The following is a 23,536-nucleotide window of genomic DNA, read 5'->3' on the forward strand; positions in this document are numbered from 1 at the left end:
AACCTTGAGGCCTTGTGCTGGTTTACAGCAACAGAAATCGTAACTTACAAATAAAGCATAGGATTTACCCTGACATTCAATGCCGTACAATGCCATGTGGCCATATTACCCCAGTTTTATCATTTTCTTAAATTACTGAAAAGCACCTGGATCATATTAACAAATTGTGAACTCAATATTATCATTTACAGGAAAGCCTCATTTATGGTAGGTTTGCCAAAATTTTTATTTTAATGAATGCTAAAGGCAAGATCCTGATTGCAGATGATGAACCGGATATAGTTGAAATTATCAGGTATAATCTCACGAAAGAGGGTTACGAGATAGTAACAGCTACTAATGGGGACGATGCCATTCAAAAAGCTAAATTAAGTCAGCCCGACCTCATCATTCTGGATATAATGATGCCCCGCAAAAATGGGGTTGAAGTTTGCGAAATACTCCGTGGCCAACCGGCATTTAAAGATACCGTAATTGTTTTTTTAACTGCCCTTAGCGACGAAAGCTCACATGTAAAAGGTTTGGAAACCGGCGCCGATGATTACATCAGCAAACCGGTTAGTCCAAAGATCCTTGTAAGCCGTATTCACGCAATGTTTCGCCGCATTAACAAAGAGCCTGAAGAGAAAGTGATCAAGATCGATAACCTCGAAATTGACCCGGTTAAGTTTGAGGCCAAAGTTGATAGCAAAGGGGTGGTATTAGCTAAAAAAGAATTTGAATTACTATACCTGCTGGCATCTAAACCAGGCCGTGTTTTTCTGCGTAACGAGATCTTAAACCAAATTTGGGGTAACGACGTAATTGTAGGCGACCGTACCATCGATGTACATATTCGAAAAATTCGTCAAAAGCTCGGTATCGATTGTATCACTACTGTAAAAGGAGTTGGGTACAAATTCACCATGTAGTAATAAGGTAATGCGATAATTAGCTAATTTGCCAGTAACGATTGGCTTCAACCATATATTAGCAAATTAGCACATTAGCCAATTATCACATTATTCTTCTATGCCTTCAGCCAAAAACCTTTCACCACGACAATTAGCAGCTTTCACAGCCGGCATCATAGCTGTTCCTGTAGCTATTGGTATATTTTTACTTACCCTAAACTGGCAAGTAGGCCTTGGCTCGCTGGTAGTGGTATTTGCCGGTGGCTATTGGTTAATTCTGGTTACCATGGAGCGGTTTATTTACCGTAAAATAAAACTCATTTATAAGCTCATATACCAAACCAAGGCTACCAAAAAAGAGGAAATGTATTTTAAATACATTCTTCCCCAAAAAAGCATTGATGAGGTGCGCGCCGATGTAGAGGAATGGGGCGAACGCCGGATCCATGAAATTGAAATTCTGCAGCAGAACGAAGCTTACCGCAAAGAATTCTTACAAAACCTGGCCCACGAGTTTAAAACACCCATATTTGCCATTCAGGGATATGTTGATACCCTGCTCGATGGCGTAGGTGAAGAAGCCATAAGAAAAAGATTTCTTGAGAATACAGCCAAAAACGTTGACCGGCTGGTGAACCTCATGAACGATCTCGATGAGATCTCCAAGCTGGAACATGGCGAACAGTTACTGGCCAAACAAAACTTCATTATTCAGGACCTTATACGCGAGGTATACGATTCATTATCAATAAAAACGCAGGCAAAAAACATTCGCACCATTCTGAAAAAAGGTTGCGAGGCACCCATCACCGGCTTTGCCGATAAGGAAAAAATTAAACAAGTACTTATTAACCTGGTTGAAAATGCCACCAAATATGGCAAACAGAATGGGAGTATTATAGCTAGTATTTACGATACCGATGATCAGCATGTGCTGGTTGAGATCAGCGATGATGGTATTGGTATTGAGGAAGAACACCTGCCCCGTATTTTTGAGCGCTTCTATCGTACCGATACAGCCCGCAGTCGCGATAAAGGTGGTTCTGGTTTAGGCCTTGCTATTTGCAAACATATTATTGAAGCACATGGCCAAAGTATTCACGTACGCAGCACCCCCGATGTGGGTACCACCATTGGCTTTACCGTAGAGGCCAAACGCGATTAAGAATAATGGGCTAATTGGCTAATATGCTAATGTGCTTCCAGAACCAGTTTACCTCCCTACTAAACAGCTCTCCCTTCGCCTTCTAAATAGAACTATTTAAACATCCCGAATACCGTTCTGGCACTACCTTCCAAGACCACCAACCTCCGTTTCTTTGCATATCCAAATCTGTGAAAATGCTAAGACGAACGGCCCTTATACCCGTGATCCTATTTCTGGCATTTAAAAGCCAGGCACAATGCGATGCCGCCCATACAAGTACACTATCCTATGACACTATTGTAAACGCATTGGGCAATTCACTATATAGTTTCACATTTCCGCAATTTAATCCTACCCTGGGCACCCTGATCGATGTAAAGATCAATACCAAGGTGACGCTTGTTTATAATTTCAGGCTGGAGAACGGGGAAATTAACCCGGTTACCAATTATCGGGTTAAGGTATTTCGAGATGATGAAATTAGCAGCAGTGCGTTGGAAGCCCCCCTGGTTAATTCGTACCAAAAGCAATATGGGTTTTATAGCCTGGCGGGTACTGATGGTATCCCTAATTCTGGCCCGGATTATACGCAACAAGGGCCATTGTACGTTTTGAATCAGAAAGATATCAATTATACGCTGTCCAATACCGCCGATTTCTTTGGTTCTGGTGCAGTTACGTTCGATTATATCACCTCAACCTATTCGGCCGCGCAGGGTAGTATAAATAACAGTTTTGACGGCTCGGCGCAGGATGCGGTAAAATTTAACATAACATATACTTATTGTCCGCAAATTATTCTCGCGGCCGATATAACTTCATTCAAAGCCAGTAAGGTTAATGACGCAGTTATTGACATTAAGTGGATCACTCAAAACGAAAAAAACAATCGCAACTATGAATTACAGAAAAGTACTGACGGGAAAACTTTTAGAGGCGTTGCTCAGTTTGCTGCAACCGCAGCCCAAACCGGCTCCTATAGTTATTCGTACGCGGTTCAACCAACCGACAGCAAGACGATAATTTTTAGAGTTAAACAGGTCGATGGGTCAGGCACTGCAAGGTATTCGGCAGTGAATGCAATAAAGCTCAGTAATAAAACAGGTCCGCAACCTGTCATTTATCCGAACCCCGCCAAAGGCGCTGCCAACCTTTTATTCAGCAATACAAAGCGAAGCAATTGGGAAGTAAGCATATACACTGTAAGCGGTCAATTACTGAAGCGTTATAATTTCAACAATGCGCTCACCGGAAAAATAAATACCACCCAGGAGATAGAAAAAGGTGTTTACATGGTGCAATCGCTAAACAAGACCACACAAGAGCATTTTGTTCAACAACTTCTAATTCAGTAGAACTTTATAATACGCCCTGGTTGTACCGGGGCGTTTTTTATTCCACTTCTACCTTCATTCGTTTATACCTGCCATTAAAATAAATAAGGGAGAACAGGGTTGCCAATACCCCTACCACTGAAAATATAACCACACTGGTGGGGTAAAACTGTATCCAGGTCAATTGCAAACCCGCCAGCTCTTTTGTAAGCATTACCGACATGCTACCCAAATACCCCCACGCATCGGCTATATAGATCAGGAAGCCCACATTACCCGTAATTTTAAATGCCGCTATCAACCGTTCAAAGTAAATACAGTTAAAAGGAATGTAACCCATATACAAACCCAGGCCCGCCAGCTGCATCCATAACACGCCGGGTATAGCGCCGGTCAGGAACAAGGCTGATGAAATGCCCGCAATTAAAAACCCGGCCACAATAACCCAATGAATTAAACGCAGGGCCTTTATATTCTTTCTTACAATCACCAGCAGGCTCATAACCACCAGTACAATCACCGAGGTAATGGTTTCGGTTTTGGTAAAGATGGCGGGCTTTTGACCATAACCCAATTCATTCCACATATTGGCCATAAAATTATCACGTACATCGCGCATAATGGTTAGGAACAGGTAGGTAATAACAACGGCAACTATGCCACCGCCAAATAACCGTAAGAAATTTCGCCGGTCTTCGCGGGTCATGGGTAACCGCATACTTCTCTCCTTTATATCATCATCATCGGGCTGGGGCACCCGTTCTAACAGCAACATAAAAACGACCAATGGCAGAGCAAATACCAAACCGGTAGCAAAACCAAGCCACTGCTCCCCTACGTGCCAGCTATCGCGCAGCCATACTGCCACCGAACGGCTAAAGCCGCCGGCAAATACAAAACTCACGGCCATGGCAGCCCCAATAAAATCGGTTGCCCGCCGCCCTTCGGCATAACTGAAAATAATACCCCACATAAACCCAAGCATAAACCCATTACCAAATAAACATAACATACCCCAGGGCGCCGGCACCCATGCAAAAAGCAGCAAACACAACCAGGCAAGGCCAATAAGTACGGCGCTGGTCTTCCAGCGGCCAAGTCTTTTTAATTCAGAAATAAACCGAATGCCATAAAATTTACTGGCCATATAGCCCAGGCCCTGGCTAATGATAAGTAAGGTTTGGTATTTTATTCCCCAGAAGGACTGTCCTTCGAAAGTGGCCACCGTAAAGGCTTTGCGATAGGCAAATATGCATGCGTAGGTTAAAAAAGCTATGGCGGCAGTATATAAAGCAACCATTATCTGCTTTGTTGAAAAGGCAGGTGCAGCAGGAGTTTTTGTTGACAAACGAATGCAGTTTTAAAGGTTGCTGTGTAAATACGTTTCTATTTGTAAAATAAGGAATTGCAGGCAATGTATATTGTAAAATAAAAAGGGCGAAACTTAAAAAAGCTCCGCCGGTCAACATTAAGAAACTGCTACGATTGTTATTTATGTATAACACACAGCAATAAAACGGACACTAAGATACAAGCTTCATATTAACGATCCCTTAATCCAGTGTGAACAAATGATTACGTCTATGCTCATCCTAATATTGATTCCCAAACACCAGTTGGTAACAATTCCTTCACATAACGCTAACGGGGGCTTAATGATCGTGTAACACTGGGGTCATACTAATATGTGAATTTTGATAAACCCAAACTCAATGGAAAAACGCGCAGTAGATGTGGTTGTAATATCTGATGTACACTTAGGTACATACGGATGTCGTGCAAAAGAACTGGTTGCCTATCTAAAAAGCATCCTGCCTAATATTCTTATCCTCAATGGCGACATAATTGATGGCTGGCAGTTCTCAAAGCGCTACTTCCCTTCATCGCATATGGCTGTAATAAAAGAGGTACTGAACCTTATTATGAAGGGTACCCGTGTTTTTTATATTACAGGCAATCATGATGAGCTGCTGCGCCGTTATAGCGATTTTCAGTTAAGCCATTTTACCCTTACCGATAAACTGGTGCTTGAGATTGATAATAAAATGACCTGGATCTTCCATGGCGATGTATTTGACAATACGACCAAAGGCGGCGCCAAAGTGCTGGCCAAGCTGGGAAGTAACGGTTATGGCGCACTGATACTGTTTAACAGGTTTGTGAATTTTGTATTGAAGGCGTTTGGCCGCGAAAAGCTTTCCATTTCAAAAAATGTAATGGCCGGCGTTAATAAAATGGCCAGGATAGATGCCTTTGAACAAATAGCAGCCGAACTGGCCATTGAAAAACAGTATGACTATGTGATTTGCGGTCATATTCACCAGCCTCAGAAAAGAGTAATAGAAAACGAAAAAGGGAGGGTCACCTATCTTAACTCAGGCGATTGGGTTGAACATTTGACCGCACTCGAATACCGGAACAACGAATGGAACATTTTCGAATACAACGAAAAAGACTTTCCGCAAACGGCCATTGATATACCAGCCAAAGTAAATGTGCTTACAGACGAGATCAGTTTTTACATCAATTCATTAGCAATATAAACGCCCCGGGCAAAAGTAGATCCACAATAAGTATATGAAGATATTTTATGCAATACAGGCTACCGGCAATGGACATATTAGTCGCGCCATGGAGCTGCTCCCCTATTTACAGAAGTATGGGACGGTTGATATCTTTTTAAGTGGCGCCAACAGCACCCTGCCGTTAAATGCGCCCATTAAATATCGCAGCAAGGGCTTAAGCCTCTTTTATACCTGCGATGGTAAGCTCGATTACCGTAAGATCATTAGCCGCATTTCTCCCTTCAGGGTCATGAAAGAGGTGCGCGACCTGCCAGTTGAAAATTACGACCTGGTGATCAATGATTTTGAGTGCATTACTTCACTTGCCTGTGCCCGTAAAAAAGTACCTTCAGTAAACTTTGGCCACCAGGCCAGCTTTGTAAGCGATAAAACGCCCCGGCCTGCAAAGCCAAGCAAAGCAGGTGAATGGATACTGCAGAACTATGCCAAGGCAACTAATTATATTGGACTGCACTTTGAGAGCTATGATGATTTTATTTTTTCGCCCGTAATTAAAGAAGAAATATTACAGGCAGAAGCTACCAATAAAGGTCACATCACTGTTTATCTGCCATCTTATTGCGATAAGGAGCTGATACAATTATTGCAACCTTTTAAAGACCATCGCTTTGAGGTGTTCTCACGCCAGGCTGCACAACCGTATACCATCGATCATATGAACTTTCGCCCGGTAGATGCAAAGGATTTCAACCGCAGCCTTATCAGCTGTCATGGTATTGTATGCGGCGCTGGTTTTGAAACTCCGGCAGAAGCCCTATACCTGAAGAAAAAGATGATAGCCATTCCTATTCAGGGGCAATACGAGCAACAATGTAATGCCGCAGCGCTTAAGAAGCTGGGTGTTATAACGCTCGATAAACTTGATGATGATTTTACCGACACCTTCAATAACTGGGTGAACGATCCTAATACACCCAGCGTTCAATACCGCTACTCAACTGAGGCCATTATTAACATCCTGATATATCGCTGCACTGATCTGAAGTCTCCATTAGACATTCCTTATCCAGACCTTATTTTCAATTAAGCGCGTTCTTCCGTTTTTCCGGGTGCCACCTCTTTAATTAGTAGTGGCACCTTTTTATTTGGGGTTACTGTTAAAAAAAGAGCCGTCACGATAGAAATCGAACGGCGTCAGTCACATGAGAGAAATAAAACTCTCACTTTATAGAGAATCTTAGTAGTATATATTGATTATAAATTCTGAGCAGGATATTCAAAATTCACATTCAGCGAGGATAAGATGCTTAAAGATACTCCCGCAAACGTAAAATTTCATTATTTTTTATAGAATTTTACTTTCTTCTTACAATTTTCAAAAATATACACAGTTACATTTAATTTTTTCCATTAATTCGACCTATTCTTTTATAATCATTTATTTAATATTTTAATAATAGGTCTTTTCCCCGGTTAACAAGGCTGGTCGGTTATAAAAATTGTGCAGTGCTGGCAATGCAGTGAGATATCCGGATCGCCTGTAAACAAGTAGGGCGTATAGGAGGTACTGTACCCGTCGGAATAATTTGGTTAAAGGCACAATACCCGTAAGCAAGCTAACTAGGTTAGTTTATGTAATGGTTACTACAGCTTTAAGCAACTGTTAGTAATTTCTCCCAGGTTAACACAAGGGGTAATTCAGTAATACTCTCAAAACTTAATATTACCTAATTGTTAATTTTTGTATATTAATAGTGAGAATTTTTCCCGTGAGATTGCCTTTGCCCATATTAGTGCTTTTCGCAACTATTGCCCTGCACCCAATTACATCATCGGGTAATACCATTCAATTTGAATTTTGCGGCGAACAGATCACCTTTGATTTCGATAAGACCCTGGCGCCTAACACGCCGGTCCTGAGCACTGAGGCCTCTATAACCGCCTTCTACCAAAGCCTTAACAGAAAGGACTATGATCCAATAATAGATGCCCTGAAAGCTTATAAAGCTAAATTCAAACCAGACGACTGGCTGTTTTACCAACTTATTAGAAAAGCGGCACAGCAGATAAGCCCAAAGGACAATGATTACCACCGGTATACGCTTTACAAATGGTACTTCCTTTGCCGGCTGGGATACGATGCCCGCCTGGCCGTATCAGGTGATTATATCCTTTTTTACATTTACTGTGAAGAAAATACCTATAACATTCCCTACCGCAATTATAATGGCAGACAATATGTGTGTTTGAATTATCACGATTATGGTAATCACATTGATTTTTTAAAGAACCGCTTTTCCATGATCGACCTGCCCGTTCCCGAAGCTCAAAACAGCTTCACTTATAAGATCACTCACCTGCCCGATTTTAAGTCGGCCGATTACAAAGAAAAAGAGCTGCGCTTCACTTATAACGACAATGAGTTTCATTATAAAGTAAAACTGAACAAACAAATACAATCGCTTTTTACCAATTACCCGGTAGTTGATTACGCATTATACCTCAATATTCCGCTTAGCCGCGAAACATATTCTTCGCTGATCCCCTTGCTGAAGAAGAGCATAAAACATATGAGTGTAAAGAATGGCGTAGATTACCTGATGCGGTTTACACGGTATGCATTCTTATTTGAACCCGACAATAAAGCATTTGGCGGCGAAAAACGCCTGTCGCCCGAACAAACCCTATTGTACGATCAAAGCGATTGTGAGGACCGTGTGGCTTTGTTCTATTGCCTGGTAAAAGAGATCTATAACCTGCCAATGATCGTATTAACCTATCCTAAGCATGTAACTATAGCCGTACAGTTTGACAAGCCTGTTGGTAAACCCATTATTTATAATGGAAACAAATATTCCGTTTGTGAGCCTACTCCCCAAAAACAAGACCTGCTGGTAGGGCAGTTACTGCCTGAGTTAAAAAAAGCACCTTACGAGGTTGCTTATGTATATACTCCTCAGAAGAATTAAAAAAGCCGTTCCGGGCGGAACGGCCTCATATCAAGGACATTTTTGATTAAAGGGTATGGACGATCAATTCTAGTGACGGACGGAATGGTGCAAGATAGCTTGTCAATATAATGACACTTTTACAACAAGATTAAGGAACTATGAATTACCAGGTCACTTATTTTACCTTTTCGGTTGTAAGCAATTCTCCACTTTCGCCGTATTTTTCAACACTTGTAATATATCCTTCTTTATCATAATTGTTCCAGCTGCCGCTATAGAAACCATTCTTAAAGTTTCCTTCTTTTTGTATCCGTCCATCTTCATAATAATACTTTGCAGGCCCATCAAACTGCCCGGTGCTATCTAAGGAAAGTTTACTTTTCATTTGACCGTTGCTGTAGTATTCTTTGAAAAAGATGCGCTTATTGTCCTTCGCCACAACGATCTGTGTTATATGGTCGTTGCTGTCAAGCATGATTTGGGTAAGCGTACCCATTTTCTTATTAACATTAAACTCAGTTTTGTAAAAGTCAACGCCACCATATCGTTTTCCAAAAGTAGTATCACTTGCTTTATGCAAAGAGTCGAGCCATTCTTTTTCCGGAGCCCAATATACTTCTATAGCCGAGCGCTTCCTTTCACTATTGCAAGCGAACAAACCGGTAATAACCATACCAATGATCAGTAACAGTTTCTTATTGTTGAACTTCACCTTATGCATATTTATAATTGTGAGCGCAAATTAGTTAAAATAAAAAGCACCCGCCAGTTGGCAGATGCTTTTTATAAAGTATTGATATTAGTATAAAGTCAATTCTTAGAATTTGGTCCAACCTTTCCACCAGGTATCGCCAGTTCCTACAGCACCGCGGTAAGTAACCTGTGTAAAGCCAGCAAGTTTAGAGTTATTAAAGTCAGCTGAACCTAACAGCGGAGAACCTGCTTGTGGAGTATAATCAGGACTACCGGTATGGTTGAATGGATCGGTAAGTTTCACATCAGTAGTTAAGTCCAAGATAGAGTTGCCTGGTGAAGTAGTTCTAAACCAGGTGTCCATGTTGGCCTGAGTCCAACCGGTAGCAGGGTTAGCAAGGGTATACTTTAATGGAGTATTACAACCTGCAATTGTTACATACTGAATTTGCAGACTGTTGTCAGTAGTAATATTAGCATCAACTGCGCGGCCGGTTTGAGCATCGAGCAATAAACCCGTAGGCCAGCCCATGATAACTGAGTTGAAGATTGAAATAGCTGAGTTACGACGAATTTGTGCAGCGTTTTTAAACAATGAGTTACCTACATATGCAGATGTAGCACGGGGTCCTATAAGTGTTACGTTGCTATAGACAGCACTTGTTTGCGGTAAAGGTTTGGTTAAAGGAGAAGGCATAGAAACAGCGCTACCGTTTACGTCATTATCGCTTTCCCAACCATTTGAACCTGAAACGTCGGCAACACTGCTGTCGCGTTGTACAATTACAAACTGTACTTTACCGCTATAACCGTTGTCAGTATCCAAATCATCATCGAGACCTTTGTAAGAAATAAGGTGTGTAAGATTAACAGTACCACCAAAGCACTCGAAAGAGTCATCGTTGGCATAAGATACCTGTACATAATCAATAGTAGTACCGGTTCCCAGTGCATATAAACCAAGACCGTTTAACTCTTTATCAGGCAGGAAGGCATAACCACCATATTCAATACGAACATATTTTAATGAACCGCTGTTGTCGGCATCATCAGTTCCACCAAACAAACCATTACCGCTACCATCGTTGATACCACCTTCAGCTTCACCTAAGCCATAGGTGCCATTATAACTTGCGTTTGTTCTTGCACGGCCCATCAGCACTATACCAGCCCAGTCGCCACGTTGAGGGTTTGCCTGGTCTGAAGTAAAAAGAATTGGTTTATCAGCAGTTCCATTAGCTATGATTTTACAACCGCGGGTAACGATCAATGCACCCCGGCTTGTTTTTTCACCCACAATTTTAGTACCCGGCTCAATTGTAAGGGTAGCGCCATCTGTTACGTAAACCAAACCACGTAAAGTGTAGGTATTTGATGCTTTCAGGGTTCTGTCTGATGAAATTTTTCCAGACAGTATCGTACCTTCTGAAGTACCGCCACCGTTACCGGTGCCATCGCCATCTACTTCAATCTTTCTGCATCCGAATCCAAACAGCAGAAGCCCCCCAAGGATCAATGAAATTGACTTTTTCATATTTAAGAATAATTGATAGTTAGTTTGTATTGTATTTATACGTTTTGTTTAGAAATTATATCCAAAAGTCAGGCTGAATGTAGTTCCGTAAATTCTTTGAACAGCCAACGCATCTTTTGATTTGGTGTATTTACCATCATCGTTAAGATCATGATAGAATCTTGCTTTTTGGTTCAGAATATCGCTTACATTCAACTTCAGCTCACCTTTTTCTTTAATGATCTTTTTACCGATCTGAAAGTCGAGCAACGGACGGGGCGCTTCCCATATAGCGGGAACCTGCTCGTTACCTACGTAAGCAATACGACGACCAATTTGGTTATACAATAAGGTAGAAGTTAAACCCAGTTTCTCCACATCATATTGCAAACCTGCGTTGATGATATAAGGGCTTTGTCCCTGCATTGGCCTGTCGAGTGACTTATTGCCAAATTCAACCCGGTTATGGATGTAAGACAGGTTAGTTGTCAATGTGAGATTCTTCAATGCTTCAACAAAATCAAGTTTTTTGCGCATTTCAAATTCTACACCGTAACCTTTTGCATTATTTGCATTCTGATAGTTGAACGTGTTACTTGAACCAGCACCACTCTGGTTGAAGGCTAACTCAATTGGACTGTCAAAATATTTATAGAATACACCTAAAGTAAACAATTCACCAGCTCTGGGATATATTTCATAACGCAGGTCGGCATTCGAAACTTTTGTTCTTTTCAAAGTTGCTGAACCAAGTACGGTTGCACCCAATTCAAAGTCGTAGAATGCAAAGTTCGACAGTTCACGGAACTCAGGACGGATAACCGTTTGCGAACCTGACAACCTGATATTGGTTGTGGGAGTTAATTTATAAGTGATGTTCAATGCAGGCAGGAAATCCCTTACCTCAGTATGAATATGGCGACTATCACTTTGTTTAACACTACCAACCAGCTGGTCGAAGTTCTCAACACGAACACCCCAAACTACCCGCAGGTCTTTTGTAAAGGAATTATCGAACTGAATATAGCCAGCATTCAGGATGCTGTTGGCCAGGTAACGGTATTGATTACCAGCAAACTCATCAAGTGCCAGCTTTCCTGAAGTAAAGTTCTCTGCAGCAAACAATTGCTCTTCAGGTAAAGTTTTCAGGCTGTTATCGTACAACTTTACAAAGAATGGACGCGAATCATATAAACGATCTTTTACCTGGAAGAAGTAACCGCCTTTTACCGTTTGTTTATTGCCAAACAGTTCAAAGGTTTTAGTAAGATCGCCACCTGCAGTATATATATAGTCAGACAGGTTGCCATAGAATATACTTCCGGCTTTTTGTGACTGACCGGTAGAAATTCTTGCTTCATATAAACCGGTAGCATCATTCATCAGGTACTCTGAACGGCGTTGTGCAGGTACATACTGGTCAAGGATATTAAAGCTGCCAAACCAGTTGAACTTAAGTCCTAAACCAGGCATATTATGCTCACCAAGGATCTGCGTATTGTAAAAAATAGCAGTACGCATGGCCAGCTCTTTTGCCTTAATACTGTCGTTCACTGTTAAATACTCATAACCTGAACGAATTGAAGTATAGTTATTTGAGTTTACGTTAAATAAGTTCTTAACGCTTATTTTATGATTGTTATTAAGATATATAGAGAAGTTGGCCATAGCGCCTAACAATACCTCTTCAGAATATCTTTCGGTGTGGTATAAAAAGTCAGGAGTTGCCTGATCGCCATTTATACTAAAAAACGCGTTATCAAACTTATTGCGCTTTAAAGTTCTGTTATAGGTTACAGCCAGGGTTGCACCTGCTTTTTTACCAAAGATGTTTCCGGTAAGACCACCACTCGCCTGCAAAGAAGCGTTTGGCTGAAAGCCTGTTGTATTAACAGCCCAGTTGTTTGGAAAGTGTGCAGCCAGTTGGCTCTTATCCTGGTCTGATAAATTAGCGAATTTTGACTTGGTAGGTAATCCATCAGGTAACGCGCGGGTTTTGTTATCAAAACCTAACCAGTCGAGGTTGCTGCCTTTATATTTATAAAAGTCGTTACCAATTACGTTTGTATTGAAACCGGTACCTACCTGTATGTTAAAGAAATTTTGTGCAGGAATTTCTTTGGTATTAACCTGTACCAGACCACCAGCCCACTCGCCAGGGTATTCAGGAACGAATGCTTTATTAATAATAATATTATCAATAACAGTAGAAGGGAAGATATCGAAAGAGAAAGTTTTACGGTCAGGCTCAGTGCTGCTTAATAATATACCATTCAGCATAGCCTGGTTGTAACGATCGCTCAAACCACGAACCACCAGGTATTTACCTTCCTGCACACTGGTACCAGGTACACGTTTCAACACTTCACCGGTATTCTTATCGGGCGAGCGGCGAATAGCTTCAGCAGAAACCACAGCTGCTACCGTATTCGTATTTTTTTGGAACTGTATTAAAGAAACGGTTGATTCTTTGCGGGCATTTGAGCGACTGGCTGTAACAGTTACAGTGCCCAAATCTTTTTTAGAAGTTGCTAATGTAATGTCAAGCTCGGTTAACTTACCGGCAGCTACTTCAACCTCATCAATTGTTTTAGCTGCATAACCAACAGCAGAAAACGTTATTGTGTATTTTTTGCCTGAAGATACTGTTAAGGTGAAACGGCCTTCAACGTTTGTAGAAGTACCGCCCTGGCTGCCATCAACCTTTACAGTTACACCTGCCAGTGGTTCATTCTTTTCATTAAGTACTTTTCCGGTAACTTTTCCAGATTGTGCCTTAACACCAAAAGCAGTGAGTAAACAAGCAATTATAAGAACATAGATTTTGCTCACAAATTGTCTTTTTATTTGCGGCAAAAGTATCTGCGTGGCGTTACTGCTATATTACCAGAATGTTAAGGAATTATTAACTGACCGGGGTCAAGCCTTATCTAAAGGGTCCAATGTTACGGGAATGTTACGTGAGTGTTACACCAACATTACGTAATTGTTAAGTTGCTTAAAGTTGGCAGCTTTTCTAAAATTTGGTACGATATCTTATTGCTTAAAACCTAAACTGCAACCTCGCAGTAAACACATTGTCTTTTATATCGCTGGTGTAGCCGGCGAGTGAAGTCTTTTCGTTCTTTACAAAGTCGTACCATAACATCAACCGCACATTCTCACTTATTGAATAATTATAACCTGCGCTTATTGTAGTATACTTAATATTGGTAGCGTTAATATTATTTCCGTCTTTACCAATCTCTTCTTCTTTCACTTCTGTATTGGGATCGTACCAGTCGTATTTAAGCCCTACCTGGTGTTTATTGTTTACAACATTTTGCAGCAGGTAAATAAAGGCGCCATCAAATTTGCGTATATAATAAGGTTCCTGTAATAATGTTGGCGGCGTTTCTGAAGTGCCGGCCGATGCCGTTTGAGTTCCGCGCCAGTATTCAGCTCTTAACTCAGTGGCGCCTTTTTTATGCTTCCACTTTAACTGCATATCGGCGCCATAATATTTACGCGGTGCTTTGCGGCCTATGTTTTCTACTGAAGAATCTACAATAAATACTTTCCTATTGCCTTCATCGGCTATTTCATAAGAGTACTTGGTGTTCTGGAACAACCCGCCGTTGAAATACGATAACCCGCCCGAGATCAGCAACTGACTGTTTAACGGGTAAGGTTTCCAACTTGCACGGGCAATAAAGTCTTTATAAGAATCATACTCCTGAGTAGCGTTCAACCCCTGGCCATTGAAAAAGCCCGCATCTATCTTTAAATAATGTAAGGGATGACCAGGAGGCCGAGGCTCAAAAGATACCATGGCGCCCAAATCGCGTTCAACCTTCATTAATGTTTGCGACATTCTTCCCCGTTCAGGCGATTCGCGGTCTGCGGAGCCCAGGTTCACTTCATAACCAAATGGCCGGGCAAACATACCTGCAGTAAATTGAAGTACCTGCCATTTATTTTCAAATATGCGCCCCCAGATGTCACGTACAAAAACGCCCCGCTCACTGCCATCAAATTGAAAAACGAAGTACAGGGAGATCTGGTCATTGGGGTTCATATGAACATAATCGAGCCTGATGCGGCCCCGCCGCATTGAAAAACGGCTATTGGAATGGGGTGCAAAATCGCCACCGCTGAAACTTTGAATTCCTTTCGACTGCGCAACCTGAAACTGGGGTTGAACATAACCCGTGAAATAGATACGATCGAATTTTTTATACATCTGCAACATACCCTTTCCCAGGTTGGTGGTGGTATCTATCATATCGGTGAGAAACTGGGCTTTAGCCAATTGGGCAGCGCCCAGCAAAAACAACACAACAATTAATTTGCGTAGAACTGAAACCTGGAAACATTGAGAAGGCATTATAGCAGTTTTTTGGGGTGGCAATATTAAGCAATTATTACCTTACCATTAATTCTTCATAACGCGCATTAGGGGTATACTACATCAACAGGTAAACACTGGTATAATATTTTTATTAAGAATTTGAGAATTAAGGGCCTTATGCCTCAGACCATATAGTTATTAGGAAATCAACAGTTTTTTTAACCTTTGGTAATCAGTTCCTTAAACAAAATAACAGCCTTATCCCGGCGAATATTATCTTTGTGTTAAGTAATTATTACCGAGGTGCCCTTTTTTTTATCCTATTGTATTAGTTCTATTTTTGCCACAAATTTTAAGGTAAATGGGCTTAAACTCAATAATGAAGATTTTCATGCCGAAGGATAGGATTTTCTATTCCTTATTTGAACAGGTTGCCCACACTGTGGCCAAAATGGGTAAAGTGATGAAGGAAGTGGTTACCGAACCCGACTTCGACAAAAGAGCTGCATTGATTGCTCAGATTGAAGACCTGGAGCATGTTAATGACGATTTCACCCACAAGATCTTTACTGAGCTCGGCCGGAATTTCATTACCCCCTTCGACCGTGAAGACATTCACTACCTCGCCAGCGCACTGGATGACATTGCCGACTATATTTTCGCATCGGCTAAAAAGATCAATTTCTACAAAGTAAATCCCAACGATCAGGGCATTCAAAAAATGGCCGATCTTATTGATCAGGGTTGCGAGCAAATAAAAAATGCCGTATTGCAATTACGCGATATGCGTGATATGCGCCAGATCACCGATGCACTTGTTAAAGTGAACAGCATCGAGAACCAGGCCGATGATATCTTTGATATGAGCATCGACCGCCTTTTTGAAACCGAACCAGATGCAAAAGAGGTGATCAAAAAGCGGGAAATTTACCAGGTAATGGAAATTGTAACCGATAAATGTGAAGATGCCGGTAACGTTATCGAATCTATCATTATTAAATACGCGTAACAGACAGGCCCTGTTTTTTACCTAACCGCTGCGCAATGCTTACATTATTAGTTGTAATTATTATACTCGGACTGGCTTTCGATTTGATCAATGGTTTTCACGACGCTGCCAACTCTATAGCCACAGTTGTTTCAACCAAGGTACTCACTCCTTTTCAGGCGGTAGTTTGGGCAGCCATGTTCAACTTCATAGCCTTTTGGATATTTGACCTGAAAGTAGCCAACACTGTTGCCAAAACCGTACACAGCGATTCCATTAACTTATATGTAATTATGGCCGGCCTTATAGCCGCCATTTTCTGGAACCTGCTCACCTGGTGGTTTGGTATTCCTTCCAGTTCAAGCCATACGCTTATTGGTGGTTTTGCCGGGGCTGCCGTTGCTCACGCACACAGCTTTGATGTTATAAACCAGGGAACCATCTTTACTATCATGCTGTTCATTGTACTGGCGCCCTTTATTGGTATGCTGGTAGCATTTATAATAACGGTCATAATAGTCAACCTCTGCCGAAAGGCCAATCCCTACCAGGCAGATAAATGGTTCCGCCGTTTACAGTTGATATCTTCCGCCGCCTTTAGCTTGGGCCACGGTGGTAGCGACTCTCAAAAAGTTATCGGTATCATTACTGCTTCGATGGTGGTATTTGGCGCCTGGATGACAAAACACGGTATGCCTGTTCCCAAATGGGCCCACATACAGGAAGTAATAGACGCCAAGGGGCATAGCACCTATGCCCATGTGCCCGACTGGATACCCATTACCTGTTACCTGTGTATTGGCTTAGGAACCATGATGGGTGGCTGGCGTATTATTAAAACCATGGGAACCAAGATCACCAAGGTTACTCCACTTGAAGGGGTAGCTGCCGAAACCGCCGGCGCCATTACGCTCTATGGCGTTTCGCAAGGACTGGGCGTACCCGTGAGTACCACGCATACCATTGTAGGCTCTATTATGGGTGTGGGTATGACCAAACGTTTATCGGCCGTACGCTGGGGCGTTTCTATTAACCTCCTATGGGCATGGATACTTACCATTCCTGTAAGTGGTTTGCTTGCCGCACTTGTATATTATGTTTTGAAGCTAATTGATCCTGCCGCAGCCAATTAATATATTTATATTATAAAAAAGGGAGTATGATATTAATTGTCATACTCCCTTTTTTATGACTGCTTCTTAGCAATTTTCACAGTAAGCATACGATTGCAACGCTCTCTTTCTACTTTGGTTTTTGAAATCCAACCGATTTTTTGCTACTTTGGCATAATTTACGAAGCCTTAGAGCTTTGCTTTGAATATAAACAATAGTTGACATGAAAGGAATCATCTTAGCCGGTGGCTCAGGCACACGGTTGCACCCAATTACATATGCTATCAGTAAACAGATCATGCCTATTTATGATAAGCCCATGATCTATTATCCGCTGTCGACATTAATGCTGGCGGGAATTCAGGATATTTTGATCATTTCAACTCCACACGATCTTCCCCAGTTTAAAAGATTATTGGGCGATGGCTCAAAAGTAGGTTTACGTTTCACCTATGCCGAACAGGCAGTTCCCAACGGGCTGGCACAGGCATTTGTAATTGGCGCCGACTTTATTGGTAACGATAATGTAGCCCTTGTTTTGGGTGACAATATATTTTATGGCTCAGGCCTGGGCGAACAACTGTCTAAGAACAATAAACCCGATGGAGGCATTGTTTATGCTTATCATGTAAGCGATCCCGAGCGATATGGTGTGGTAGAATTTGATAAGAGCAACAAAGTTATTTCAATAGAAGAAAAACCAACCCAGCCCAAAAGCAGCTTTGCCGTGCCAGGTTTGTATTTTTATGATAATGAGGTGGTAAAAATTGCCCGCGACCTGAAACCAAGCCCCCGTGGTGAATATGAAATTACCGATGTAAATAAAGAATATCTTCGCAGGGGGAAGCTCAAAGTTTCCATTCTCGACAGAGGAACCGCCTGGTTAGATACCGGCACCTTCGATTCCCTGATGCAGGCTTCTCAATTTGTGCAGGTAATTGAACAAAGACAAGGCATAAAAATCGCTTGTATTGAGGAAATTGCTTATCGCAAAGGCTTTATCACAAAAGAACAAATGATAACCGTAGCCCAACCATTATTAAAAAGTGGTTATGGACAATATCTTATGAATGTGCTGAAAGAAAACCAATAGGCAATAGAATAGGCAACGGGCAATAAACAATAGGCAATTGACAATAGACAAAAATAATTTATTATAAGTGAGGTTTTTGTCTTATAGCGCGTCATGGAAAATAGACCGCATTTGCCAATTGCATATTGCCAATTGATTTTTCTTGCCAATTGCAAATTGCCAATTGCAAATTGATTCAAGAACATTCACGATCTAAAATAAAACGATACAATGAGCAAAATTCTGGTTACAGGCGGATGTGGTTATATTGGATCTCACACCATTGTTGACCTGATAGAAAATGGCTTTGAAGTAATTTCTGTCGATGATAACTCCCGGTCAACACCCCGCATTTTAGAAGGAATTGAAAAAATTACGGGTAAAAAAATAAAGAACTATAAGGTAGACCTGTGCGATTTTGACGACACTTTTGCCATCTTCCAGGAAAATACCGACATCACTGGTATCATTCATTTTGCTGCATATAAAGCAGTAGGTGAATCGGTAGAACAACCTTTACTGTACTTTGAAAACAACATGTTTTCGCTGATCAATCTGCTGAAATGTGTAGCGGAATTCAACATTCCCCATTTTGTTTTCTCATCATCCTGTACGGTATATGGCAATCCCGATAAAATTCCCGTAACGGAAGCTACGCCACCCAAACCGGCCGAATCGCCGTACGGGTATACCAAACAAATGGGCGAGCAGATCATCAACGAATTTTCAAAGGCCAACCCGTCAAAATGCATTCTGTTACGTTATTTTAACCCGGTAGGCGCCCACCCTTCTATACTTATAGGAGAATTGCCTATTGGTAAACCCGCCAACCTGGTACCCGCCATTACCCAAACAGCTATTGGCAAAATACCAGTAATGAATGTGCATGGCGACGATTACCCAACCCGCGATGGCTCATGTATTCGCGATTATATTCATGTATGCGATATTGCCCACGCACATACGCTGGCCATTAAATATTTACAGGATGGCAAAAGCACCCAGCGCTGCGAGGTGTTTAACCTGGGCTCAGGCAACGGCGTTTCGGTACTGGAAGCCATTAAAACCTTTGAAAAAGTGAGCAATGTAAAACTCAATTACGTAATAGGACCCCGCCGCAGTGGCGACGTAATTGCCATTTACGCCAATAACGACCACGCCCGCAATACCCTGGGCTGGGAAACAAAATATAATCTCGACGATATGATGGCTACCGCCTGGAAATGGGAGCAACGCCTTAAAGCCGATGCCAGTTTTTACCAGAGCAAGCCAGCCGATCTGAATTAATGGTCTAAATAGCTTAAAAAGCAGGAAAGTCTGAAAGAATACCAGTATATGGCAAAATTCTTTCAGACTTTCTGGCTTTTCTGAAGTTCTTACTTTTCCAACTTATGTTTTTGGCTTTACTTTGCACCACCAAATTTTTTTAAATGCTGAAAGAAATACAGGTAACCGGACAAAAAGATACCCGCAGCGGTTTTGGCGATGGTATTGTGGAAGCAGCCCGTAAGAATTCGAATATAGTAGCATTAACAGCCGACCTGGCTGGTTCAATGAAACTGAACCAGTTCATGAAGGAGTTTCCCGAGCGCTATGTTCAGGTGGGTATTGCCGAAGCTAATATGATAGGTATTGCCGCCGGTTTAACGATTGGAGGAAAAATTCCTTACACTACCACCTTTGCCAACTTTTCTACTGGCCGTGTTTACGACCAGATCCGTCAGTCAGTTGCCTATTCTGGAAAAAATGTAAAGATCTGTGCTTCACACGCCGGTTTAACCCTGGGTGAAGATGGTGCTACACACCAGATCCTTGAAGATATAGGCTTAATGAAAATGTTGCCTGGTATGACAGTGATCGTTCCCTGCGATTACAACCAAACCAAGGCTGCTACCATTGCAGTTGCTGAATATGTTGGCCCTGTATACCTGCGTTTTGGCCGCCCATCATGGCCCATTTTTACAGCTGCCGATCAAAAATTTGAAATAGGTAAAGCACAATTCTTTAGCGAAGGAACCGATGTTTCCATCTTCGCATGCGGTCACATGGTATGGAAAGCCATTGAAGCTGGCCGTATATTGGAAGAACAAGGCCTTAGCGTTGAAGTGGTGAACATTCACACCATTAAACCGCTCGATACCGAAGCGATACTGAAATCAATTCGCAAAACCCGTTGCGCTGTTACGGTTGAAGAACATAATATCATTGGTGGTTTAGGCGATGCTATTGCACAAACTGCATCTAAAAACTTCCCTATTCCCATTGAGTATATTGGTACCAACGATACTTTTGGCGAAAGCGGAACACCATTGCAACTGCTGAAGAAATACGGTTTGGATACACCAAACATCGTTGAAGCAGCCAAAAAAGTTATTGCAAGAAAAGGATAATTAAAATAGCTGGTGGCTAGTAGAAAGTGGCTAGTGGGGAACTCCCTTAAATGCTACTTTCTACCGGCCATTTTTAATTTACGATTGCTCATCAGCTATTCCTATCCCCCACTCCCCCACTCGCTATTCTGCAAATAATCTACTCTTTGCTTTGGTAAAAGTGAGCTCGTCATTATCGAAATACTTTATTACAAACAATGGTGCGGCCTGTTTACCCAATTCTCCATTCTTCCCTTTCTTTGCCGGTTTCAGAAACATACGCACAACTACTAGTACTGTTCCAATGGATGTAAAGGCAAAAAAACCTTTCATGCTCCACAATGAAACTCCGAATATCGACAACACGGCTGCCACCAGTAAATAAACGATAAGAGATACAGCAAACCCAATCCCAATTAATACCAGTAAGCCTTTAAGGAACCCCCGCTCAATAACAATTTGAAAACTCCGGGCTTTTGAAGCTGTTTTCTCTAACAAATTAACAGCCTTTGCATATTTGCAATAACCGGCAGTTTCCTCTTCGGAACGGCCGTTTTCGCGCAAATAGGTTTCAAAAGAATATATCTTTCCATGTTCGCTTTCGCTGATAAAGCCTTTCGACTGCTTTTGCATTAGCTGTCTTACAAATTCGACAAAAGCTTTTTCAGCGCCTTTCATATAGAAAAAAGGATCATCTCTTTCTTCGCCAGGCATAGGTTGCGGATATTTCATAAAACAGGGTTTAAACGTACAATGGTACTAATTTAGGTGCGATATTTAACAGCTTTATTAACACAATAAACTTTTTAATATACTTCCTAAACGCCTGATCATTACCTTATCATAATATATTTGTTGAGGCGTTTAAACTAAACACATTGGGCAGGTTCCAATATTTATTCACAGAAAACAGCTAACCTATGTCGGTGACCATGCAAGACAGTGAATTGCTGATGCAATTCCGCGATCCGGCCACTAAAGAAAAAGCCTATACGGCTATAATCCGTAAATACCAGGAAAGACTATACTGGCATATCCGTCGTATGGTGGTTGAACACGAAGACGCGAACGACGTATTACAGAATGTTTTTATCAGGGTATGGAATGGACTGGAGAATTTTAGGGAAGACAGCCAGTTGTATACCTGGTTGTATCGCATCGCTACCAATGAATGCCTCACTTACCTGGAGCAGCAGAAAAAAAGAAGCTCCGTATCGCTAAGTGATGTGGAAAGCGGACTGGAGAACAAGATCAAGGCCGATAAACATTTCGACCCTAATAAACTGGAATGGAAATTACAACTGGCTATCCAGCAATTACCTGAAAAACAAAGGGTTGTATTTTCTTTGCGGTACTATGATGAAATGCCATACGAGGAAATGAGTCAGGTGCTGGAAACCTCAGAAGGAGCGTTGAAAGCCTCCTATCACCATGCGGTCAAAAAAATTGAGGATTATATCCTTAATCATTAAACTTTAATTAACAAATTACGTCTCAGTTGGTGCAATGGAAAACAGGAACAACATATTAAAAGAATTGAGGGAAATAAGCCCGGTGGTAGCTGACATCAGTGGCCAGGCCCCCTACACTGTGCCCGCCGGGTACTTTGAAGGGTTGGCAAACCAGATATTACAGCTGGCGAAAGCCGATGAAACCTCTTCTGTTTTGCCAAAAGCAACCAATCCTTACGAGGTACCGCAAGGTTATTTTGAGGGGTTGGCTAATAATATACTGCAACGGGTAAAAGGGGAAGAAGCATCGCTTTCTCCTGTTTTACAACAAGCTAATAACAATCCTTATGAAGTACCGCAAGGTTACTTTGAAGGTTTGGCCGATAATATTCTGCAACGTGTAAAAGGGGAAGAAGTATCGCTTTCTTCGGCCCTACAACAAGCTAACAATAATCCTTACCAGGTACCGCAGGGATATTTCGATAGTTTACCCGAAACCATTCTTAACCGGGTTAAGGCAACAGCTACAGATAGCGCTCATGAAGAGCTTGAAATATTATCACCACTGCTTAGCCAGTTAGGCAAGAAGATGCCTTTTAGCACACCAGCTGGTTATTTTAATGAGGTAAGCGAGCACGCTGTTGCAGGCGCACAGGCTATTGACTTTGTGAACATAGAGCTTGAAAATCTGTCGCCATTGATGCAGGGGCTTAAAAGAATAATGGTGTATGAAGTACCGGCCGGCTATTTCAATCAGTTGCCTGGTGAGGTAATGAAAGCCATTAAAGCAGAACAACCGGCTAAGGTGGTATCAATGAGCTTTACCCGCCGCGTATTACGGTATGCTGCAGCCGCAGTGGTAGCTGGTCTTATAGTAACTGCAGGATGGATGTTTTTAGGTAAGGGCCGCGTGGTTATGCCAGATGGACCCACTCCTGAATTAGCCTATAAGCTCGATAGCCTTAGTGATGAAACCTTGCAAAAGTACCTCGAGAACCAAACATCCTCGCCGGCAGAAACAGCAGCTCTTGCTTCAACAACAGCTGAAGAGCTCGATGCCAATGACATGAAGGATATGCTGGCCGATGTAACTGATGAAGACCTGCAGGTGTACCTCGAAAAGTACAGCACTTTAAAAAACATTCAAACGAATTAAT

The 23,536-nt window shown here is 41.8% G+C and carries 19 protein-coding genes; 13 read left to right on the forward strand and 6 right to left on the reverse strand.

Going from position 1 to position 23,536, the window contains the following annotated elements; translation table 11 throughout:
- Positions 1-233: 233 nt before the first annotated feature.
- The 3 genes from GGD38_RS10475 to GGD38_RS10485 all read left to right on the forward strand — a co-directional run bounded on the left by GGD38_RS10475 (position 234) and on the right by GGD38_RS10485 (position 3,395).
- Complete coding sequence (locus GGD38_RS10475; protein ID WP_132556552.1) at positions 234-911, forward strand: response regulator transcription factor; 678 nt, start codon at positions 234-236, stop codon at positions 909-911.
- A gap of 100 nt (positions 912-1,011) precedes the next feature.
- Positions 1,012-2,058, forward strand: a complete 1,047-nt coding sequence (locus GGD38_RS10480) for a sensor histidine kinase (protein WP_375298043.1) — start codon at positions 1,012-1,014, stop codon at positions 2,056-2,058.
- A 176-nt stretch (positions 2,059-2,234) separates the two neighbouring features.
- Entirely contained in the window at positions 2,235-3,395 is a 1,161-nt protein-coding gene (locus GGD38_RS10485; RefSeq protein ID WP_375298042.1) for a choice-of-anchor E domain-containing protein, read from the forward strand.
- 37 nt (positions 3,396-3,432) lie between these two features.
- Here the strand turns inward: GGD38_RS10485 and GGD38_RS10490 are convergent, their stop codons facing one another.
- Complete coding sequence (locus tag GGD38_RS10490) at positions 3,433-4,722, reverse strand: DUF5690 family protein (protein WP_375303802.1); 1,290 nt, start codon at positions 4,720-4,722, stop codon at positions 3,433-3,435.
- Positions 4,723-5,086: 364 nt separating this feature from the next.
- Here GGD38_RS10490 and GGD38_RS10495 point away from each other — a divergent pair, with 364 nt between their 5' ends.
- From GGD38_RS10495 to GGD38_RS10505, 3 genes are all read left to right on the forward strand, one after another.
- Positions 5,087-5,917, forward strand: coding sequence for a UDP-2,3-diacylglucosamine diphosphatase (locus GGD38_RS10495; RefSeq protein ID WP_375298040.1), 831 nt, complete (start codon positions 5,087-5,089; stop codon positions 5,915-5,917).
- Between the two features lie 34 nt (positions 5,918-5,951).
- On the forward strand, positions 5,952-6,986 hold the full coding sequence (locus GGD38_RS10500; protein WP_375298039.1) for a glycosyltransferase family protein: 1,035 nt from the start codon (positions 5,952-5,954) through the stop codon (positions 6,984-6,986).
- A gap of 682 nt (positions 6,987-7,668) precedes the next feature.
- Positions 7,669-8,868: a hypothetical protein gene (locus tag GGD38_RS10505; RefSeq protein WP_375298038.1), complete on the forward strand. Its 1,200-nt coding sequence runs from the start codon at positions 7,669-7,671 to the stop codon at positions 8,866-8,868.
- A 157-nt stretch (positions 8,869-9,025) separates the two neighbouring features.
- On the opposite strand, the gene GGD38_RS10510 is transcribed toward GGD38_RS10505, so the two are convergent.
- The 4 genes from GGD38_RS10510 to GGD38_RS10525 all read right to left on the reverse strand — a co-directional run bounded on the left by GGD38_RS10510 (position 9,026) and on the right by GGD38_RS10525 (position 15,422).
- Positions 9,026-9,571 carry a toxin-antitoxin system YwqK family antitoxin gene (locus GGD38_RS10510; RefSeq protein ID WP_375298037.1) on the reverse strand — a complete coding sequence of 182 codons (546 nt, stop codon included), beginning with the start codon at positions 9,569-9,571 and terminating at the stop codon, positions 9,026-9,028.
- 96 nt (positions 9,572-9,667) lie between these two features.
- Entirely contained in the window at positions 9,668-11,077 is a 1,410-nt protein-coding gene (locus tag GGD38_RS10515) for a hypothetical protein (RefSeq protein ID WP_375298036.1), read from the reverse strand.
- 48 nt (positions 11,078-11,125) lie between these two features.
- Positions 11,126-13,888, reverse strand: a complete 2,763-nt coding sequence (locus GGD38_RS10520; protein WP_375298035.1) for an outer membrane beta-barrel protein — start codon at positions 13,886-13,888, stop codon at positions 11,126-11,128.
- Positions 13,889-14,099: 211 nt separating this feature from the next.
- The gene (locus GGD38_RS10525; protein WP_375298034.1) at positions 14,100-15,422 is read right to left on the reverse strand and encodes a porin; all 1,323 of its coding nucleotides are present in this window, start codon (positions 15,420-15,422) and stop codon (positions 14,100-14,102) included.
- A gap of 355 nt (positions 15,423-15,777) precedes the next feature.
- On the opposite strand from GGD38_RS10525, the gene GGD38_RS10530 reads away from it, so the two are divergent.
- From GGD38_RS10530 to GGD38_RS10550, 5 genes are all read left to right on the forward strand, one after another.
- Positions 15,778-16,395, forward strand: a complete 618-nt coding sequence (locus tag GGD38_RS10530) for a DUF47 domain-containing protein (protein ID WP_375303803.1) — start codon at positions 15,778-15,780, stop codon at positions 16,393-16,395.
- A 35-nt stretch (positions 16,396-16,430) separates the two neighbouring features.
- Positions 16,431-17,507, forward strand: coding sequence for an anion permease (locus GGD38_RS10535; RefSeq protein WP_375298032.1), 1,077 nt, complete (start codon positions 16,431-16,433; stop codon positions 17,505-17,507).
- Positions 17,508-17,710: 203 nt separating this feature from the next.
- Positions 17,711-18,580, forward strand: a complete 870-nt coding sequence (gene rfbA, locus GGD38_RS10540) for a glucose-1-phosphate thymidylyltransferase RfbA (RefSeq protein ID WP_375298031.1) — start codon at positions 17,711-17,713, stop codon at positions 18,578-18,580.
- A gap of 210 nt (positions 18,581-18,790) precedes the next feature.
- On the forward strand, positions 18,791-19,846 hold the full coding sequence (gene galE, locus GGD38_RS10545; RefSeq protein WP_375298030.1) for a UDP-glucose 4-epimerase GalE: 1,056 nt from the start codon (positions 18,791-18,793) through the stop codon (positions 19,844-19,846).
- A 143-nt stretch (positions 19,847-19,989) separates the two neighbouring features.
- Positions 19,990-20,949: a transketolase family protein gene (locus GGD38_RS10550; protein WP_375298029.1), complete on the forward strand. Its 960-nt coding sequence runs from the start codon at positions 19,990-19,992 to the stop codon at positions 20,947-20,949.
- Between the two features lie 123 nt (positions 20,950-21,072).
- Here the strand turns inward: GGD38_RS10550 and GGD38_RS10555 are convergent, their stop codons facing one another.
- Positions 21,073-21,660 carry a hypothetical protein gene (locus GGD38_RS10555; protein WP_375298028.1) on the reverse strand — a complete coding sequence of 196 codons (588 nt, stop codon included), beginning with the start codon at positions 21,658-21,660 and terminating at the stop codon, positions 21,073-21,075.
- A 188-nt stretch (positions 21,661-21,848) separates the two neighbouring features.
- On the opposite strand from GGD38_RS10555, the gene GGD38_RS10560 reads away from it, so the two are divergent.
- Both GGD38_RS10560 and GGD38_RS10565 read left to right on the forward strand, forming a co-directional pair.
- Positions 21,849-22,400, forward strand: a complete 552-nt coding sequence (locus GGD38_RS10560; protein ID WP_375298027.1) for an RNA polymerase sigma factor — start codon at positions 21,849-21,851, stop codon at positions 22,398-22,400.
- Positions 22,401-22,434: 34 nt separating this feature from the next.
- On the forward strand, positions 22,435-23,535 hold the full coding sequence (locus tag GGD38_RS10565) for a hypothetical protein (RefSeq protein ID WP_375298026.1): 1,101 nt from the start codon (positions 22,435-22,437) through the stop codon (positions 23,533-23,535).
- The last annotated feature ends 1 nt before the right edge of the window (position 23,536 follow it).

The sequence above is a fragment of the Niastella sp. OAS944 genome, from assembly GCA_024809215.1.
Taxonomy (GTDB): Bacteria; Bacteroidota; Bacteroidia; order Chitinophagales; family Chitinophagaceae; genus Niastella.

Coding starts and splice junctions, on each gene's coding strand:
- GGD38_RS10550 (WP_375298029.1), top strand. CDS start 19,990: ATGCTGAAAGAAATACAGGTAACCGGACAAAAAGATACCCGCAGCGGT.
- galE (WP_375298030.1), top strand. CDS start 18,791: ATGAGCAAAATTCTGGTTACAGGCGGATGTGGTTATATTGGATCTCAC.
- GGD38_RS10535 (WP_375298032.1), top strand. CDS start 16,431: ATGCTTACATTATTAGTTGTAATTATTATACTCGGACTGGCTTTCGAT.
- GGD38_RS10480 (WP_375298043.1), top strand. CDS start 1,012: ATGCCTTCAGCCAAAAACCTTTCACCACGACAATTAGCAGCTTTCACA.
- GGD38_RS10485 (WP_375298042.1), top strand. CDS start 2,235: ATGCTAAGACGAACGGCCCTTATACCCGTGATCCTATTTCTGGCATTT.
- GGD38_RS10565 (WP_375298026.1), top strand. CDS start 22,435: ATGGAAAACAGGAACAACATATTAAAAGAATTGAGGGAAATAAGCCCG.
- GGD38_RS10510 (WP_375298037.1), bottom strand. CDS start 9,571: ATGCATAAGGTGAAGTTCAACAATAAGAAACTGTTACTGATCATTGGT.
- GGD38_RS10555 (WP_375298028.1), bottom strand. CDS start 21,660: ATGAAATATCCGCAACCTATGCCTGGCGAAGAAAGAGATGATCCTTTT.
- GGD38_RS10530 (WP_375303803.1), top strand. CDS start 15,778: ATGCCGAAGGATAGGATTTTCTATTCCTTATTTGAACAGGTTGCCCAC.
- rfbA (WP_375298031.1), top strand. CDS start 17,711: ATGAAAGGAATCATCTTAGCCGGTGGCTCAGGCACACGGTTGCACCCA.
- GGD38_RS10475 (WP_132556552.1), top strand. CDS start 234: ATGAATGCTAAAGGCAAGATCCTGATTGCAGATGATGAACCGGATATA.
- GGD38_RS10515 (WP_375298036.1), bottom strand. CDS start 11,077: ATGAAAAAGTCAATTTCATTGATCCTTGGGGGGCTTCTGCTGTTTGGA.
- GGD38_RS10500 (WP_375298039.1), top strand. CDS start 5,952: ATGAAGATATTTTATGCAATACAGGCTACCGGCAATGGACATATTAGT.
- GGD38_RS10560 (WP_375298027.1), top strand. CDS start 21,849: ATGTCGGTGACCATGCAAGACAGTGAATTGCTGATGCAATTCCGCGAT.
- GGD38_RS10495 (WP_375298040.1), top strand. CDS start 5,087: ATGGAAAAACGCGCAGTAGATGTGGTTGTAATATCTGATGTACACTTA.
- GGD38_RS10525 (WP_375298034.1), bottom strand. CDS start 15,422: ATGCCTTCTCAATGTTTCCAGGTTTCAGTTCTACGCAAATTAATTGTT.